General features: G+C 44.5%; 18 protein-coding genes. 2 read left to right on the top strand and 16 right to left on the bottom strand.

The features are described from left to right. Window positions 1–71 precede the first annotated feature (71 nt). On the bottom strand, window positions 72–1,409 hold the full coding sequence (locus FE394_RS05725; RefSeq protein ID WP_319925436.1) for an NCS2 family permease: 1,338 nt from the start codon (window positions 1,407–1,409) through the stop codon (window positions 72–74). A 193-nt stretch (window positions 1,410–1,602) separates the two neighbouring features. On the opposite strand from FE394_RS05725, the gene FE394_RS05720 reads away from it, so the two are divergent. Next, window positions 1,603–1,842: a hypothetical protein gene (locus FE394_RS05720; RefSeq protein WP_319925435.1), complete on the top strand. Its 240-nt coding sequence runs from the start codon at window positions 1,603–1,605 to the stop codon at window positions 1,840–1,842. Between the two features lie 47 nt (window positions 1,843–1,889). Here FE394_RS05720 and FE394_RS05715 read toward each other — a convergent pair whose 3' ends face one another. The 15 genes from FE394_RS05715 to greB form a co-directional block, all read right to left on the bottom strand. Continuing rightward, window positions 1,890–3,107 (bottom strand): hypothetical protein, encoded by a 1,218-nt coding sequence (locus FE394_RS05715; protein ID WP_319925434.1) that lies wholly within the window; start codon window positions 3,105–3,107, stop codon window positions 1,890–1,892. 2 nt (window positions 3,108–3,109) lie between these two features. Beyond that, complete coding sequence (locus FE394_RS05710) at window positions 3,110–3,799, bottom strand: hypothetical protein (RefSeq protein WP_319925433.1); 690 nt, start codon at window positions 3,797–3,799, stop codon at window positions 3,110–3,112. A 68-nt stretch (window positions 3,800–3,867) separates the two neighbouring features. Continuing rightward, window positions 3,868–4,863 (bottom strand): Ssp4 family T6SS effector, encoded by a 996-nt coding sequence (locus FE394_RS05705; RefSeq protein ID WP_319925432.1) that lies wholly within the window; start codon window positions 4,861–4,863, stop codon window positions 3,868–3,870. A 25-nt stretch (window positions 4,864–4,888) separates the two neighbouring features. Next, on the bottom strand, window positions 4,889–5,368 hold the full coding sequence (locus FE394_RS05700) for an Hcp family type VI secretion system effector (RefSeq protein WP_319925442.1): 480 nt from the start codon (window positions 5,366–5,368) through the stop codon (window positions 4,889–4,891). Window positions 5,369–5,639: 271 nt separating this feature from the next. Continuing rightward, window positions 5,640–6,383, bottom strand: coding sequence for an amino acid ABC transporter permease (locus tag FE394_RS05695; protein ID WP_319925431.1), 744 nt, complete (start codon window positions 6,381–6,383; stop codon window positions 5,640–5,642). 1 nt (window position 6,384) lies between these two features. After that, window positions 6,385–7,122 carry an amino acid ABC transporter permease gene (locus FE394_RS05690; RefSeq protein ID WP_319925430.1) on the bottom strand — a complete coding sequence of 246 codons (738 nt, stop codon included), beginning with the start codon at window positions 7,120–7,122 and terminating at the stop codon, window positions 6,385–6,387. Window positions 7,123–7,210: 88 nt separating this feature from the next. Next, complete coding sequence (locus FE394_RS05685) at window positions 7,211–8,059, bottom strand: ABC transporter substrate-binding protein (protein WP_319925429.1); 849 nt, start codon at window positions 8,057–8,059, stop codon at window positions 7,211–7,213. A gap of 157 nt (window positions 8,060–8,216) precedes the next feature. After that, window positions 8,217–8,933, bottom strand: a complete 717-nt coding sequence (gene phoU, locus FE394_RS05680; RefSeq protein WP_319925428.1) for a phosphate signaling complex protein PhoU — start codon at window positions 8,931–8,933, stop codon at window positions 8,217–8,219. Between the two features lie 43 nt (window positions 8,934–8,976). Then, window positions 8,977–9,768, bottom strand: a complete 792-nt coding sequence (pstB, locus tag FE394_RS05675; RefSeq protein WP_319925427.1) for a phosphate ABC transporter ATP-binding protein PstB — start codon at window positions 9,766–9,768, stop codon at window positions 8,977–8,979. Window positions 9,769–9,835: 67 nt separating this feature from the next. Further along, on the bottom strand, window positions 9,836–10,744 hold the full coding sequence (pstA, locus tag FE394_RS05670; RefSeq protein ID WP_319925426.1) for a phosphate ABC transporter permease PstA: 909 nt from the start codon (window positions 10,742–10,744) through the stop codon (window positions 9,836–9,838). 5 nt (window positions 10,745–10,749) lie between these two features. Beyond that, window positions 10,750–11,706 (bottom strand): phosphate ABC transporter permease PstC, encoded by a 957-nt coding sequence (pstC, locus tag FE394_RS05665; protein ID WP_319925441.1) that lies wholly within the window; start codon window positions 11,704–11,706, stop codon window positions 10,750–10,752. Between the two features lie 88 nt (window positions 11,707–11,794). Continuing rightward, entirely contained in the window at window positions 11,795–12,835 is a 1,041-nt protein-coding gene (pstS, locus tag FE394_RS05660) for a phosphate ABC transporter substrate-binding protein PstS (protein WP_319925425.1), read from the bottom strand. A gap of 219 nt (window positions 12,836–13,054) precedes the next feature. Continuing rightward, complete coding sequence (locus tag FE394_RS05655) at window positions 13,055–13,918, bottom strand: ATP-binding protein (RefSeq protein ID WP_319925424.1); 864 nt, start codon at window positions 13,916–13,918, stop codon at window positions 13,055–13,057. Then, window positions 13,915–14,634 (bottom strand): osmolarity response regulator transcription factor OmpR, encoded by a 720-nt coding sequence (gene ompR / locus FE394_RS05650; RefSeq protein WP_319925423.1) that lies wholly within the window; start codon window positions 14,632–14,634, stop codon window positions 13,915–13,917. The genes FE394_RS05655 and ompR overlap by 4 nt, the downstream gene beginning before the upstream one ends. 174 nt (window positions 14,635–14,808) lie before the next feature. Next, window positions 14,809–15,291, bottom strand: coding sequence for a transcription elongation factor GreB (gene greB / locus FE394_RS05645; protein ID WP_319925422.1), 483 nt, complete (start codon window positions 15,289–15,291; stop codon window positions 14,809–14,811). A 250-nt stretch (window positions 15,292–15,541) separates the two neighbouring features. Between greB and FE394_RS05640 the strand changes: the two genes are divergently transcribed. Next, entirely contained in the window at window positions 15,542–17,893 is a 2,352-nt protein-coding gene (locus FE394_RS05640; RefSeq protein WP_319925421.1) for a Tex family protein, read from the top strand. Window positions 17,894–18,044 lie beyond the last annotated feature (151 nt).

The following is an 18,044-nucleotide window of genomic DNA, read 5'->3' as shown; positions in this document are numbered from 1 at the left end:
CTAAAGCCATAAAATAAAAAAACCTGACAATGAATACGTTGTCAGGTTTTTTACGATCATATCAATCGCATTTAATGGGCATCCACAAATGCCATCTTCAATACAAACAGCAGCGTCACTACGATAACGCACAGGCTGATATCACGCCATTTACCGGTTCCCAATTTCATGGCGCAGTAGGCGATAAAGCCCAGCGCGATCCCTTCAGTAATGGAGAAGCTAAATGGCATCATCACGGCGGTGATAAATGCAGGCACAGACTCCGTCAGATCGTTCCATTTTACCCGTGTCAGGCTGGAAGTCATCAATACACCGACATAAACCAACGCCCCTGCCGTAGCGTAGGCAGGCACCATACCCGCCAGCGGAGAGACAAACATCACCAGCAGGAACAAAATACCGACTACAATCGCCGTCAGGCCTGTACGCCCACCGACAGAAACCCCTGAGGAGCTTTCAACATAGGCGGTAACCGAAGAGGTTCCAATATAAGAGCCCGCAACAGAACTGATACTGTCCACATACAGCGCTTGTTTCATGCGTGGGAATTTGCCGTCACTGTCTGCAAGGCCAGCCTTATCCGTCACACCAATCAATGTGCCGGAAGAATCAAACAAGTTCACCAACATGAACGAGAAGATAACCCCTGCCAAAGCGATATCCAACGCACCTTTCACATCAACGTTACCGACGACACTCATCACGCTGGGCGGCAGGTCAAAAATACCGTGATATTCCACATATCCCATCATAAAGCCGATACTGGTTGTCACTACGATAGAGACCAATACCGCCGCATGGAAATTGCGCGCGGCTAAAATAGCAATAATGAAAAAGCCCAATGTTCCTAACAGGACGTTATGGGAAGTAAAATTACCAATTGAGACGATGGTGTCGGGATTAGGAACGATAATGCCCGCATTTTTTAATCCCATCATGGCAATGAAAAGGCCGATGCCACTGGTAATTCCCACTCGCAGGCTCAATGGAATATTGGCGATCATCCAGTAACGGATACGGAAGAGCGTTAAGAGCAATAGACCCACTGCTCCCCAGAAAATAGCCCCCATTGCGACCTGCCATGAGATGCCCATCGAACCGACCACAACAAAGGCGAAAAACGCATTCAGTCCCATTGCCGGAGCAACGGCAACAGGCAAGTTCGCCATCAATCCCATCAGAATACTGCCCACTGCGGCAATTAAACAGGTCGTAACAAATACCGCCTTAATATCCATGCCCGCAACCGCCAAAATCTGCGGATTAACAAAGACGATATAGACCATCGTGAGAAAGGTCGTCAGTCCGGCAACCATTTCGGTGCGAACCGTTGTGCCATGTTCCTCTAATTTAAACACGCGCTGAAACAAGCCCTGACGATTTTCAGAGCCAGAATTTATTGTGCTCATGTAATATTGTTTCCCCAAAAAACGAAGTTTTCGACTTATCCTACAGGAAACCCATAAAAATCGTTACTGTGGAACAACAAAAAAAGTAAACGTTTGCGGAGCGTATAATCAATAAGTTACATAACACAATGATTGTTGTGGTTATTCATCAGGTGACGCTATTTTATGCGTTATTTCTGCCATTCATCATGTTATGCCAGAAGAAAACAATATAGCGTCTTACTCTTTATTTAATTCAGAATTAACAGAAGAGCCATCGGATGGCATAGTAGCCAGTATATCGTTAAGCATATCTCCCCATTCCTTATCGCTGATTCAGGCCGCAAAACAGGCGTTCAATCATTCATTCCTGTCGGTGTTTATCACTGCTGGATCATTGCTGATATTGACTGCGGTGGGGATTGCCGTATTCGGGAAAGAAAAACACCTCTGATTTATTGAATCAGAGGTACACAGTATGGCAGCGTGTACCTCTGAAATTTACTGATTATTATTTCTGATTATCTTATGCCACGCCAAAAAGCAGTGTAATTCTCTGAGGTGACGACAGTAATACTCAGTATTTAACATAAAGAATACCAACAAGAACTCCAATGTAATCATAGCTAAAGAAATGTTACTGTATTTCAAGATGCCAGCCACGAATTTCAGGCCCACCAATAGAGCAAAAATAATCATAAAAAGATAACGTGCTAAAGATAGCATCCTGAAACCCAATGTTATTCCTCGGTGGGTGAGTAAAATGGGCAACGAAGAAAATACAAGCGCAACTGCGACCACAAAAAATAAGATGGGCAAGTCATTTTTGTTATCAAAATTAGATAACAGCATAAATGTTCCGATTACATAAGCCTTCATCAATAAAACAGTAGCTAATGTCGTCATCAATAACGCTTTTCTGGACATGCCGAATTCCAACAGATGTTGATATTTGTTTATTCTTTTCTCTGTCAGCAACGTAGCGTCATTTCTTTTTACTCGCAGGTTCAGATCATAACTTGCTTTTAGTGTGTTACGGAGGTTTGTATTTAATACACAATACTGCCAGAGCATGGTGAATATATTTTTCTTTTGAGAAGCCGTGTGTTCATCACACTGATCAGATTCATTGTCTATCTGTTTTCTCAATAGCTGGTTCGTCGTTCTGAACCATAAAATTTCTGTCATTGCCTGAGAAAAAGAAGTACTGTTAATAATTACCCTATTTGTAAAGAAATTAAAAAACACGATAATCAATAAATACCATTCGTGGTGCATATAATAGACAAAGTAATCAAGCAAAAGAATGCTCAAGGCAAATATAATACTCAATGTATTCAGAGCGTTGAGGGTTTTTAAAGCGGAGATATTACCTCTGTAAGCATAAAGTGCCAGCAAAGAAACTACCGAAATAATAAACATATTAGCAGAGCGAATAAATCCTGCCACATCAGTAGAAAAATAAAATCCGTAAAAGACGATCACCAATATGATATAAGAAACAAATATCAGAATGGGAAATAAAGCCAGTAATATACTTTCCTCAGAAGATCGATTAATGGTTATTTTATCTTTAAGTCTGATAAAATCATCCGTTTGGGTAAGTGAAGAATCATCACTTTTTATTCTTTTCTCTATATTTTCATACAGATCAAAAAAATTCCTAAGTTTTTTATTGGTTAATATTTCGTTTATATCCATTTTATTTTTCTCACTCAAGATTATTTATCCATCGATTGCCTTTCTCTTTTATCACTCCTTATTTTTTTACGTTTTTCTGACTTCATCATTCTTGAGTATTCCCTTAATTGTTTTCTATTGAATCCTTTTAGTTTATTCAATTCCCTATTCTCAAAAATAAGCGCTATTCTATAATGCATGCTAGACAATATAAAATCAGTATAATAATGGCTGTTCAATATTTTCTTTATGACAATACAACATAATGCCATAAAGAAAAAATAAGCAAAAGAAATGTTGGTCAGTTTTCCAATGCAAATAACTAATAAACTAAATAAAAACACAAAATAATTTAAATAGTATTGTATCACGGAACCATAATAATACCCTTTCAAAGTAAATACGACCTGTGAAAGTGTAATAAAACCAGCAACGACTAATATTGAAATGAAAAAAATAGCCTTTATCTCATTACTTGGATTTTGTATAAGTAATGCTGGTAGAGCTGCTGCCAAACCAGAGAAAAAAAACATATAAACGATAGCAATAAAAGATATAATAAGTCTTATCTTATACTGCCCCGGATAACAAAAATACTCCTTGTAACTTCTAACATCCAGTATAATGTTTTCTAACACCGGGTCATTATTTTTTATTTTCCCTTCCAACTCCTTTCCTTTATCAAATAATTTTTTTAAACCAGTATCAAAAATGAATTCTTTTATTCTCATATTATTTTCTAAACACCTTGTGTAGATATACAATAAGTACGATTATCTGTAACATTAAAATCAATAAATTACTGATTTTCATAAGCAACGGAATAGATAGTACCAATAATATAATCGCCTGTTTTAAATATATTTTCTGGATTACGGATTGAACCCGACATTCCACTTCCCACAAATCCACTACCTGCGATAAGAGAATCTTTAAGATGCTTTCGTAACGTATTTTGTATCTCTTCTGTAGGGTAACGTTTAATATACTTCCCTTGCCCTATAGCTCTTTTTATTGCTTGATTAGATATTCCCGGATTATTATGCCGCATAATTTCTTCAGTCAATCGTTTTCTTTCATGTCTTGGCATATTTTTCAGCCATTCTGATGCCTTACGGGGGGAAGTAGCCTTCATTATCTTATAGGTTTGATAGGCTTCCTTTAATGCGGCAGATCCTGACGCAAGAGAGGTTATATCTAAGATTGTTGTCGTTGTAACATACCAATCTTGTGAATCTAACCAAGCGATATGTTCCGCGCCTTCATCACCATTAGCAGTCAGTTGATAAACTCTATATCCTCCATTGATGCATTGGGCAGCGGTTGCAGCAAACCCACTATAAGCTAAAATTACACCTGCTGTACTACCACCTCCAGTAAATGGCACTGCCATCCCTGATGCTACCCCTCCCAATACAGTCGCTACAGCACCACCACACGAAATTGCTGTCGATCCAATCTCTAACATCAAACTGGGTTCTGAAACTGTTTTTTTCAGTTCGACCTCTGGACTCGCCCCGGCTTCAAGATTAAAGATAATAATATGCGTCAATTCAGAAGAAACCGGACTTCCGCGTCTTTTCGATGGTCTAACCAAATAACGCTTAGACAAACCATCTGAATAAATAATTCCAGCACCATAAAAATCACGGTGGCAATCCAATGCATCAGCTATCGCCTTAAAATCGATATTAGCGGCATTACGAGATCCCAAAAGGCTTGAGTATTGTAAACTCGGCAGTTTACTCTCATCAAACTCATTCCTTAATTGTGAGGTAAGACTTTCAAATCGCATTTTAATTACCACTCGTGATTGTTAATTAATAAACTGTCTCTTCCCAAGCACAATATCCTGATGTACCAGCCACGTGATGCTGACAAACAATATCTTTATACCTTACTGCCACAACTTCTTCTGGTTGCTGATCATTATGATTCACAGAGTGAGGATACTGGACATTCAAATTCAGTAATTTCGCATTGCGTAAATTAACTGAATAATAACGTTCTTGCCCACCGGTTTGTGATGTCCGATAAAAATCAAACATCAGGTCAAGTTCCTCATTGTTTGAAATTGCCATCATTAATAACGGAGAGGATTTATCCAGAGGCTTTACGAATTTAACCGGTTGATGAGAAACGTTTTGTGCACGAGAAATACCATGATTAAATTGTAATACAAAAATTTGGTCTTCATGCCCCAACTGAAATTTATTACCAATAGAATCCAGTGTAGAACATCCTTGAGAAATCAGTCCCTGAAGTTTTCCTTTAATTGTCACATAAATTGAATTCGCCATATTATTTTCATCCTTCATCATTTTTTGGTCTTACTTTACCTCTGGTGTTATAGCAGGAAATTTAGCCAAAAAATACTGATTGAATCCTAAAAACAGAACTAACCACATGGATAAAAATATCTTGCTTCAATAAGAAAAATATCAGTCAGATGGGAGAATGAAATAACTTTCTGATTTTTTAGCTTGATATAAAAAAACTCCCTGCCTCACAACAGGGGAGTTACATACGAAATAGAAAAACAAAATAGAAAAGAGATTCCATATTGAAAAATTAATTTTGCGTAACTACATCTAATTCTTTTTTACGCCAGAATCTAAAGAGGGATGTTTTTTCTCGCCCTACAGAAAATTGACGGGCAATGTAATTGGCAATTAATTCCAGTGATAAACACATCACAAAATAAATCAGCGCAACGAATAAAAAGACTTCCATCGGATAAACCATGCTGCGGTTATTCACCTGTGTTGCCAAAAATGATAATTCTGATACGCCAACGATATACGCCAGTGAGGTGTCTTTAATTAAGGCAATCCATTGGTTGATGAATGAAGGTATCATCATGCGCAATGCCTGCGGTAAGACGATATGCCACAGCACTTCCCAGCGGTTGAATCCCAGTGATAATCCTGCGCGCCACTGGCCTTCACCAATAGCCAGAATACCGGCTTTAACACCGTGTGCCAGATAAGCGGAAGTAATTAATGCCAGCGCACAAACGACTGTCGTGATTTCGGGAATTTCCATCCCCAAGACCACGGGCAACAAGAAGTACGTCCAGAAAATCAGCATGATCACCGGAATGGCACGGAAGAATCCCAATACTGCCGCCAGCAGATTAGCCCAGAATCCACGCAGCATCGCCAGTGCTATTCCACCCAAGATACCCAATACGATAGAAATCACGCCGGCCATGATGCTGATTACCAGCGTCAATGCCGCTCCTGCCAATGGCCCGTCGGGAAATGTTCCCAGCAGCAAATAACGCCAGTTTTCTGCAATAACCGTAAAATCCATTTCAGTATCCCCTTGCTAATGTTTTCTGCTGACGCCACTGTCCCCAACCTTCCATCACGGCAATAATGGCGATATAAAGCACGGTTGCGATACCAAACGCCTCAAAGGTTTGCAGGGTCTGGGTTTCCACTTGGCGGGAAGCATAAGAGAGTTCTGCCACGCCGATTGCCATCGTTAATGAGGAGTTTTTGACAATGTTCATGTATTGCCCCAACAAAGGCGGCATGGCTATTTTCAACGCCTGCGGTAATACAACATGGCGCATGGCCTGCCAGCCTGTTAAGCCCAGGGCATGGGCTGCATATTTTTGCCCGCGTCCGACTCCCTGAATACCTGCACGTAATTCCTCAGCGACAAAAGGTGCGGAATAAAGGGTCAGGCCGATAAATCCCGCCAAGAATTCAAAAGATGGCCAGTCCAGCACCAGACCGAAAATCGTTGCTTCATGGGGTGTATTCAGCCACAGCATTGCTGTCTGCGGCAGAATCTGACCCGATGCGAAATACCAGAAAAAGAGTTGTACCAGCAGGGGAGTATTGCGGAATACCATGGTGTAGGTCGTGACCAGCCAACGCAATGGCTTAATTTCGCTATCCCGCGCAGCAGCAATCACGAAACCCAATAAGGTGGAGGAAACAATGGCACAGGCAGAAAGCCACAAGGTAATCAAGAAACCCTGCCAGAGCCAATGTAGATATTCAGGAGCCAGTAAGTGCTCGGTAATAAATTGCTCAAACATATCATTCACCACATCAACCAAACAGCAAAGCCCCGAGATAACGGGGCTAGTTTCAGGTGTTTTTTCCTAAAAGATAGCTAAAGGACAGTTATTGTTTTGCCTGACTCTCCAATGGCGCGAATTTAAAGCCACCACGTGGCTGGGCCGATTTAGTTTCCGGGCCAAACCAGCGGTTATAAATTTTCTCTGCTTCACCCTCTTTTTCCAGTTTCAACAGAGTCTGGTTAACGACATCAATCAGTCGCCCTTCCCCTTTGGAAGCCGCGACTGCCTGATATTCGCGGGTAATGCTGAAAGGGGAAATTTCAAAGTCTGCTTTCTGGGCGCTTGGAACATTTGCCAACAAACCAACCAGTTTCGCATCATCCTGTGTAATAGCCTGAACATTGCCATTTCTCAATGCCGCAAAGGCCAGCGGGGTATCGTCATAAGAGATAACTTTTGCTGTCGGATAATGCTCACGCAGAGTAATTTCCTGCACAGTTCCTTTATCTGCGCCAATACGCAATTTAGCAATGTCGTCAGGGGTAGTCAGAACGCCTTTACGGGCAATGAATTTCTGGCCCGTTGCAAAATAAGGAACAGAGAAATCGACCTGTTTTGCACGTTCGTCAGTAATCGTGAAGTTCGCAGCGATTAAGTCAATTTTTTTGGAAGAGAGCAAAGGAATGCGGTTGGCCGGGTTAGTTGGGCGCAGTTCCAGTTTTACCCCTAAATCACTGGCAATGGCGTTAGCGATATCCACATCATAACCCGCCAGCTTTTTCGTTTGGGGATCGATAAAACCAAATGGCGGGTTACTGTCAAATACCGCAATACGTACCGTGCCCGCTTTTTTAATGTCATCGAGTTTATCTGCCTTTGCCACACCTGAAATCAGCGCCAGACCGGTCAGCAGTACAGTCACCGCTACGCGGGATTTATTGCGAACTTTCATTGAACACCCCTGTTGGTTATTAATTTTTATATGACCAACAAAAGCTATCAATTCCGCTATAGCACTTGAAATAATATAAAATGCTATGTTTATATCAATTATGAATATAAATAAAGGAAACGCCGACGAAAAATATCAGCGTTTCAAAGGGCTAAAATTATTCTTCGTTAGTCAGCAATTTTTCCAGCTTATCACCGCCAACGTGACGGAAATCCTGTCCCTTAACATAGTAAAAGATAAATTCACAAATATTCTGGCAACGGTCGCCAATGCGCTCAATGGAACGGGCACAGAAAAGTGCGGTCATAACATTGGGAATCGTTCTGGGATCTTCCATCATATAAGTCATTAGCTGACGGATAATTCCTTCGTATTCTTGATCGACTTTTTTATCTTCACGATAGATGCGAATGGCTTCTTCCAGATCCATGCGGGCAAAAGCATCCAGTACATCATGCAGCATTTGGATAGTGTGGCGACCCAATGATTCCAGACTGACCAGCAAGGATTGCTGTTGATGTGAAAACTTTTCAAGTGCAGTCTGGCAGATTTTATCGGCTACATCCCCGATACGCTCCAGTTCAGCAATGGTCTTGGAAATAACCATGATAAGGCGCAAATCGCTGGCAGTCGGCTGGCGTTTCGCAATGATGCGGACACAGGCTTCATCAATTGCCACTTCCATCATGTTTACTTTCTGATCATCCTCAATCACTTGCCTTGCCAGCGTTTCATCCTGATTGTGCATCGCCAGAATTGCTTTACTGAGTTGCTCTTCCACCAGCCCACCCATGGTCATCAATTCTGTACGAATATGCTCCAGCTCAGCATTGAACTGGCCGGAGATATGTTTGCTGAGATTCAGATTGTCCATCTTATGCTATCCCCCGTTTGCTATTCCCCGTTTAAACCTCGTATCAGCCGTAACGGCCGGTAATGTAATCTTCAGTCTGTTTCATCTTTGGTGTGGTGAACAGTCTGTCAGTATCACTGAACTCAATCAGTTCACCGAGGTACATAAATGCCGTGTAATCAGAACAACGTGCCGCCTGCTGCATATTGTGAGTGACGATCACAACGGTATATTCCGATTTTAATTCACTGATCAATTCTTCAATGCGTCCGGTTGAGATCGGGTCAAGTGCCGAACAAGGTTCATCCAGCAACAGAACTTCCGGGCGAATGGCAATGCCACGGGCGATGCACAGGCGTTGTTGCTGACCACCGGAAAGACTGTACCCACTCTGATGCAGTTTATCTTTGGTTTCGTTCCACAAGGCAGCCTTTGTCAGTGCCCATTGGACACGTTCATCCATCTCAGCCCTTGGCAGCTTTTCAAACAGGCGCACCCCGAAAGCAATATTGTCGTAAATTGACATCGGAAATGGCGTCGGTTTCTGGAAAACCATCCCGACCTTAGCGCGCAGCAAGGCAATATCCTGCTTGTCCGTCAGGATATTGGTGTCATCCAAAATAATTTCACCTTCTGCCCGCTGTTCAGCGTACAGTTCATACATTTTGTTGAAAGTGCGCAGCAATGTGGATTTGCCACATCCTGACGGCCCGATGAATGCCGTCACTTTATTCTGTGCAATATCCAGCGTGATATTTTTCAGCGCGTGGAATTTGCCGTAATAGAAGTTCAGATCACGTACCTGAATTTTGCTTCCTGCAAGGTTGCTTGTTGCAATGCCATTAGCCTTATTCATCAGTGCTTTTCTCTACCTATATAAAATAACGAAATAAAATAACGACATAAAATAGCTATATAAAATATTAGTGCTTTTTCTTCGCAAACAGCACACGCGCCACAATGTTGATCAGCAGTACGCACAGTGTTATCAGTAAGACACCGGCCCATGCCAGTTGCTGCCAGTCGGAGAATGGACTCATGGCAAACTTGAAGATGGTGACAGGCAGATTCGCAATCGGCTGGCTGAGATCGGTACTCCAGAACTGATTGGAAAGCGATGTGAACAGCAGCGGGGCTGTTTCACCGGCGATACGGGCAATCGCCAGCAATACACCGGTGATAATGCCGGATATCGAGGCTTTCAGGGTGATGGCAGAAATCATTTTCCATTTCGGCGTCCCCAGAGCATAAGCCGCTTCCCGCAGATTATCCGGTACCAGTTTCAACATGTTCTCTGTTGTGCGGATAACGATGGGGATCTGCAACAGCGCCAGTGCAATCACGCCGGCCCAGCCAGAGAAATGTTGTACTTTTGCCACCACCACTGTGTAGACAAACAACCCGACAACAATCGAAGGTGCTGAGAGCAGAATATCGTTAATAAAGCGGATGGTTTCTGCCAACCACGAACGACGGCCGTATTCCGCCAGATAGACCCCCGCCATAATTCCCAGTGGAGTGCCGAATACAGTTGCCCAGAAGATAAGCAGGCCACTACCGACAATGGCGTTTGCCAATCCACCGCCTTCTGTGTTGGGCGGTGGCGTCATTTCGGTAAACAGCGCCAGTGACATACCATCAATGCCTTTGGTGACGGTGGAGAATAAGATCCAGCTCAACCAGAATAGACCGAATGCCATGGTTGCCATGGACAGCATCAACGCAATTCGGTTTTTCTGGCGTCGCCATGACTGCATGCGACGACGGCTTTTCATGTCCACTTCATTGATTGCACCAGCCAGATGTGGCGGTTGATTATTGGTAATTGTCATTTTTTTCAGCGCCCCTCATTTTTTGCCAGACGCATAATCATCAATTTTGACAATGCCAATACAATAAAGGTGATCACAAACAGGATCAGCCCCAACTCCATCAATGCAGCGGTATGCAGGCCAGATTCAGCCTCCGCAAATTCGTTCGCCAGCGCAGAAGTAATACTGTTCCCCGGCATGTACAGGGACAAGCTGTCAAGCTGGTAGGTGTTACCGATTATAAAGGTTACGGCCATCGTTTCTCCCAAAGCCCGGCCAAGCCCCAACATCACGCCGCCAATCACGCCGTTCCTGGTGTAAGGCAGGACAATATGCCAAATCACTTCCCATGTTGTACAACCGATCCCATAGGCTGACTCTTTCATCATGACAGGTGTTTGCTCAAACACATCACGCATGACAGAAGCGATATAGGGAATAACCATGATGGCGAGAATGATCCCCGCAGCCAGTATGCCGATTCCAAACGCGGGGCCGGAAAACAGTTCCCCTATAATGGGTATGCTCGATAACACATCACCAACGGGTTGCTGGAAATATGTGGCAAACAAGGGAGCAAAAATAAATAAACCCCACATGCCGTAAACGATACTGGGGATCGCTGCCAACAATTCAATAGCTATGCCCAAAGGACGCTTCAACCAGTTCGGTGCTAATTCCGTCAGAAACAAGGCAATGCCAAAACTCACCGGAACCGCAATAATCAGGGCAACTAATGATGTCATCAGTGTGCCGTAAATGGGCACTAATGCGCCAAACAGACCTGCGGGTGCATCCCAATCTTTGTTCCACAAAAAAGCAAAACCAAATGCCCGTATACTTGGCCAAGAAGCAGTTATCAGCGAAATGATAATGCCTCCGAGCAGGAATAAAGTCAGCAGCGCGGCTAATCTAACCAGAACGCTGAAAATCATGTCGCCATTTTTGCTTGGTGCTTTCAATGCCGTTTTACGTTCGGCCATACGCTGAATTCTCATTTTGGATGATATCCCCCTCGGAAGGGGGATATTTGACAGTGACTTATTTGTAATGCTGGCAGGCCATCAGCCATCAATATAACGGTTTGCCACTACTATCTTTGATGTTGCTCTTCCATGCTGCACGTACCTGACTGACAACTTCTTTCGGTAGAACGGCATAATCCAGATCTTTCGCCTGTTTTTTGCCTTTGTCGTAAGCCCAATCAAAGAATTTCAGGACTTCAGTGCCATTTGTGGCATTCGCCTGCTGTTTGTGAATGAGAATGAATGTCGTGGAGGTGATTGGCCAAGCGTTATCACCTTTTTGGTTTGTCAGATCCTGAGCAAAACTGCTGCTCCAGTCCGCACCTTTAGATGCTGCACTAAAGTTTTCAGCAGTCGGGGCAACGACTGAACCATCCGCTGAAACCAGCTTGGTGTAAGCGAGGCCATTTTGCTTCGCATAAGCATATTCAACGTAGCCAATCGAACCCGGCAGGCGTTGTACAAATGCAGCAATACCATCATTGCCTTTGCCACCCAGTCCGGTTGGCCATTTGACCGTAGTTCCCACGCTCACTTTTTCTTTCCACTCAGGGTTAACTTTGGCCAGATAACGGGTGAAAACGTAGGAAGTTCCTGAACCGTCGGCGCGCCGTACTACGGCAATATTTTGATCAGGGAGTTTGAGATCTGGGTTCAGTTTTACAATCGCCGGGTCATTCCATTTCTTAATATTCCCCAGATAGATATCACCGAGGGTTTTGCCATCCAGAATCAACTGGCCGGATTTGATGCCGGAAATATTCACGACCAGCACAATACCGCCGATGACGGTAGGAAACTGAAACAGGCCATCTTGCGCTAATTTTTGATCGGAAAGCGGCGCATCAGATGCACCAAAATCAACAGTATTGGCATTAACTTGCTTCACACCACCCGAAGAACCGATACCCTGATAATTGATTTTATTGCCGGTTTCTTTTTGATAAGAATCCGCCCACTGGGTATATACCGGTGCAGGAAATGTCGCACCTGCCCCCGTCAAGCTGATGGCGGCAAATGAAGACAGGGACGTCATGGCAAAAGCGGTAGCCATGATGCTCGCCACGGTGGTACGCATTAATTTCATACTCCCTCCTGCTGGGATACGCATCATTAATTAAAAACAAGTGTCAGATATCGTCCATCGACAATTTGGTTTTTAGGTTAAGAAATGGATCAGAGAGGAAAATAGGTGAATTCAATGACAGGAAAATGTATGAATTATGACATTTTTATGACAGGTGTTTTTCAACGAACCAATGAACAACTGTTTTCAGGCGGGATTTATTTTTTATTCATTTATTTTTTATTTCAATGGAATATATGCGCGAATAGATAATCCCCGCTTTTCACTTTCCCCCACTTCAATATATCCTCCGTGGATATCAATGATGCGACTGATGATTGCCAACCCCAGTCCTACGCCCCGATGATTATGGTGAATATTATTGTGAGTATTGCGGGCCTGCTCTCGCTGCATAAACGGCTGGAACAGAATAGCAGCTTCTTCTTTCGTCATGCCGGTGCCGTTATCTTCTACCTGAAACCAGCCGAATTTTTCGGTTGAGCCACTGCTGATCCGAATCCATCCATTGCCATAACGCAGAGCATTAGTGAACATATTGGCCAAAACACGCTGAATGGAAAGTGAATTGGCCAAAATGAAAATGGATTGGGTAGACAGGTGATTTTCGACATTCGCCGTACAGCGCTGCTCTTTCTCAATGACGGCTTCAAGCAGCCCATTCAACTCACAACAGACCATCGGCACATCCTGCCCTGCGCGCTGATAGTCAATGAATTGATCGATAATGGCGTTGCATTCCTCAATATCCCGATGGATGGATTCTGCGAGAAAATCCTCTTTTTCTCCCATCATTTCCATCGCCAGCCTAATACGGGTGAGCGGAGTGCGTAAGTCATGACTCACTCCGGCTATTAATACTGCACGCTCACTTTCCTGTGCTTCCAGTGATCGTTTCTGGATATGGAGATACCACCAGAATGCCGTAAATACTGACCATGCCGCCGTAAAAACCCCGATAAAAATATAAGGAAGCAAGACATTGAATGAGAGTGTTTCCATCCTCATCAACAGCCGGGCAACCAAATAGCTGACCAGCAAGCTGCCCAGCATTATCACCAGAGTCAAATACAGCAGCCTTTTCATACTTGGCTTCCATCAGGAACAAAAACGTATCCTAACCCCCAAACGGTCTGGATATAACGGGGATGGGCCGGATCTTCTTCAATCAGGCGACGCAGGCGAGAAACCTGCACATCAATGGAGCGCTCCATTGCGCCATATTCTCTGCCCCGGGTTAAATTCATCAACTTATCCCGCGACAATGGAGCGCGTGGGTGGGAAACCAGAGCTTTCAGTACGGAAAACTCCCCACTGGTTAAAGGTAATAATTCATCTTTATGGAACATTTCACGTGTACCGAGATCAAGTTTAAATTTTCCAAACTTGATTACCGCGTTATCGGGTGTCTGTGCCCCGGGTAATTTATTAGTCTTACGACGCAGGACAGCCCGCATACGTGCCAGCAATTCACGCGGGTTAAAAGGCTTGGCGAGATAATCATCAGCCCCAATCTCAAGCCCTACAATCCGATCGACTTCTTCCCCTTTCGCGGACACCATAATGATCGGAATCGGGTTATGCTGGCTTCTCAGCCTTCGACAAATAGACAGTCCATCCTCGCCCGGCAGCATTAAATCCAGAACAATTAATTGAATAGACTCCCTGGTCAATAAACGATCCATCTGTTCTGCATTTGCTACACTACGAACTTGAAAACCCTGCTCGGATAAATAACGTTCCAATAACGCCCGCAAGCGCATATCATCATCAACAACAAGGATCTTGTAACTATCTTGCATGTTTCAGCTCCCCAGATGCTCCCTGCCTGCAATATCCATTACTTTTACAGAAAACCCATAATCCAATAGAGACTAACCGCACGTATTCTAAAGCCGTTTACGGAATTGACAATAATTGCTTATGTTTAAGTTTTCTATCCTTGTTCTCCCATTTACATCACTCAATTCTGTGAGTTATGCCAAAGGCTGGTAGCTAATTGCCAATATCCAGTAAGTCACCATACCGTTAGGCGTCATTACCGTGACTTCATCATCAGTCTGTTTGCCCAGTAACGCTCTCGCTACAGGAGAATCAATGGAGATCCATTTTTTGGCGGGTTCAAATTCATCCGGTCCTACCAGACGGAAAACATGCTCTTCTTCATTTTCGTTTTCGACTTTTACCCATGCCCCAAAAAAAACTTTTCCTTCTTGCCGCAGATCTGGATCGACAATTTGCAGCACATCTAACCGTTTGGACAAAAATCGCACACGCCGGTCAATTTCCCTTAATCTTTTTTTACCATAAATGTATTCTGCATTCTCTGAACGGTCACCCAATGCGGCTGCATCCGAAACCGCCTGAGTGACTTGGGGACGTTCAGTTTTCCAAAGATATTTCAATTCCTGATCAAGCGTATGCCAACCTTCTCGGGTAATGTAGTTACTCTTGGCCATGAAAAACTCACTTGAGAAAAGATGATTAATGGCGGAGTACTATATCTCAACCCGAAATATATTCGATGAATTCTGTCGCAACATGACCTAAATATCGCGCTAAACTGGAAATTATCGCGCTCAGCACGTATAAATGGAGCCAGTTTGAACCATGCCGATATTATTTCAGTTGAAATTTGATCCTGTCAGGCACTGTCTGATGATGTTCCGGGATATCTACTGACACCAAGAAAGTTGAAGAAAACAGACCATGAATGAATCTTTAAGTCGAATCATTGCCGGTGAGCTACAAGCTCAACCACAGCAAGTCCTAGCTGCCATTACTTTACTTGATGAGGGAAATACAGTTCCCTTCATTGCCCGTTACCGTAAAGAGGCTACCGGTGGTCTGGATGACACGCAGCTCCGCCAGCTCGAAAACCGTCTTGGTTACCTGCGTGAACTATCCAGTCGCCGTCAGACTATTCTGAAAACTATTGAGGAACAGGGTAAGTTAACAGTTGAGCTTGCAGAGGCGATTAATACCACGCTGAGTAAAACTGAACTGGAAGACTTGTACCTGCCATATAAACCTAAACGCCGTACCCGTGGGCAGACCGCCATTGAAGCCGGACTGGAACCTTTGGCTGATTTATTGTGGCAGGAGCCGCAACAAGAGCCGGAGCTGGCAGCAGCAGCCTATGTTGATGCTGACAAGGGCGTTGCCGATACCAAAGCCGCACTGGATGGTGCACGTTATATCCTGATGGAGCGTTTTGCCGAAGATGCGGCTCTGTTGGCGAAAGTACGTGAATACCTGTGGAAAAATGCCCACTTGGTATCCAAAGTTGTTGAGGGCAAAGAGGAAGAAGGTGCTAAGTTCAGCGATTACTTCGACTATCATGAAGCCATCGCCGCGGTTCCCTCTCACCGCGCCCTTGCCATGTATCGTGGCCGCAACGAAGGGATTCTGCAACTGTCCCTGAATGCTGATCCTCAATTTGAGGAAGCGCCAAAAGAGAGCCACTGCGAACACATTATTACCGATCACCTCAATCTGCGTCTGAATAACGCACCGGCAGACAGTTGGCGCAAAGCGGTAGTGAGCTGGACATGGCGAATCAAGGTGCTGATGCATCTGGAAACCGAGCTGATGGGCACACTGCGCGAGAAAGCCGAAGAGGAAGCCATCAACGTATTCGCCCGTAACCTGCACGATCTGATGATGGCTGCACCTGCGGGTATGCGCTCAACAATGGGTCTGGACCCGGGTTTGCGTACCGGAGTAAAAGTCGCCGTTGTTGACGCGACAGGCAAACTTATCGCAACTGACACCATTTACCCGCACACGGGACAGGAAAATAAAGCCATCGCCGCCGTTGCAGCCTTGTGTACCAAACACCAAGTGGAGCTGGTCGCGATTGGTAATGGTACTGCATCCCGTGAAACAGAGCGTTTCTTTGTCAACGTCCAGAAACAGTACCCAGATGTGACGGCACAGAAGGTCGTGGTCAGTGAAGCGGGAGCATCCGTTTATTCCGCTTCTGAATTGGCCGCACTGGAATTCCCTGATTTGGATGTTTCCCTGCGTGGCGCGGTTTCCATCGCCCGTCGTCTGCAAGATCCGCTGGCAGAGCTGGTGAAAATCGAACCTAAATCCATCGGTGTTGGCCAATATCAACATGATGTCAGCCAGACCCTGCTTGCCAAAAAACTGGATACTGTCGTCGAGGACTGTGTTAACGGCGTCGGCGTTGACCTGAACACCGCTTCCGTTGCCCTGCTGACCCGTGTTGCCGGACTGACCCGCGCTGTTGCCCAGAATATCGTTAACTGGCGTGATGAGAACGGTCGCTTTGACAACCGCAGCCAATTGTTGAAAGTTAACCGTCTGGGACCAAAAGCCTTCCTGCAATGTGCGGGCTTCCTGCGCATCAACCAAGGTGATAACCCACTGGATTCGTCAACCGTTCACCCTGAATCTTATCCGATCGTTGAAAAGATCCTGACAACAACCGAACAAACTTTGCCTGAATTAATGGGCAATCCTGCGAACCTGCGTAATCTGAAAGCTCAGGATTTCACGACGGAAAAATTCGGTATCCCGACCGTCACTGATATTCTGAAAGAGCTGGAAAAACCGGGTCGCGACCCACGTCCTGAATTCAAGACCGCCACGTTTGCCGATGGCGTTGAAACCATGAATGACCTGCAAGCGGGCATGATTCTGGAAGGCACCGTCACCAACGTGACTAACTTCGGTGCGTTCGTTGACATCGGTGTCCATCAGGATGGCTTGGTGCATATCTCTTCCCTGTCCGATCGCTTCGTGGAAGATCCACGTACCATAGTCAAAACTGGCGATATCGTGAAAGTGAAGGTGATGGATGTTGACCTGAACCGTAAGCGTATTGCATTGACCATGCGTCTTGATGAACAACCCGGCGAAACACCAGCACGTCGCGGAGGCTCTCAAGGCGGCAACCGTCAGGAGCAGCGCAATGGCAACAACCGCAACGGTAATGGCAAAGGCCGCCATAATCCCCGCTCTTCAGGTTCTGCGTCTTTAGCAAACAGCGCCATGAGCGATGCGTTAGCTGCCGCATTCGGCAAAAAACGTTAATCTTAATTTCTTAATTCCTGAACTGATCCAAGCGGATCAGTTCAGTGTTAGCCCTTTTATTCCCTGATAGGTGTGCCATTATCTGAATTGCAACTTTACATCCATTGGGTATATTTTTTTAACTATTTAAAATCACTAATTATATTTATAT

Origin of the sequence: Xenorhabdus littoralis (assembly GCF_033949345.1) — a bacterium.
In the GTDB taxonomy this organism is placed as follows: domain Bacteria; phylum Pseudomonadota; class Gammaproteobacteria; order Enterobacterales; family Enterobacteriaceae; genus Xenorhabdus; species Xenorhabdus littoralis.
Note: the sequence above shows the minus strand (reverse complement) of the source record. Positions and strands in the feature narration are given on the sequence as shown.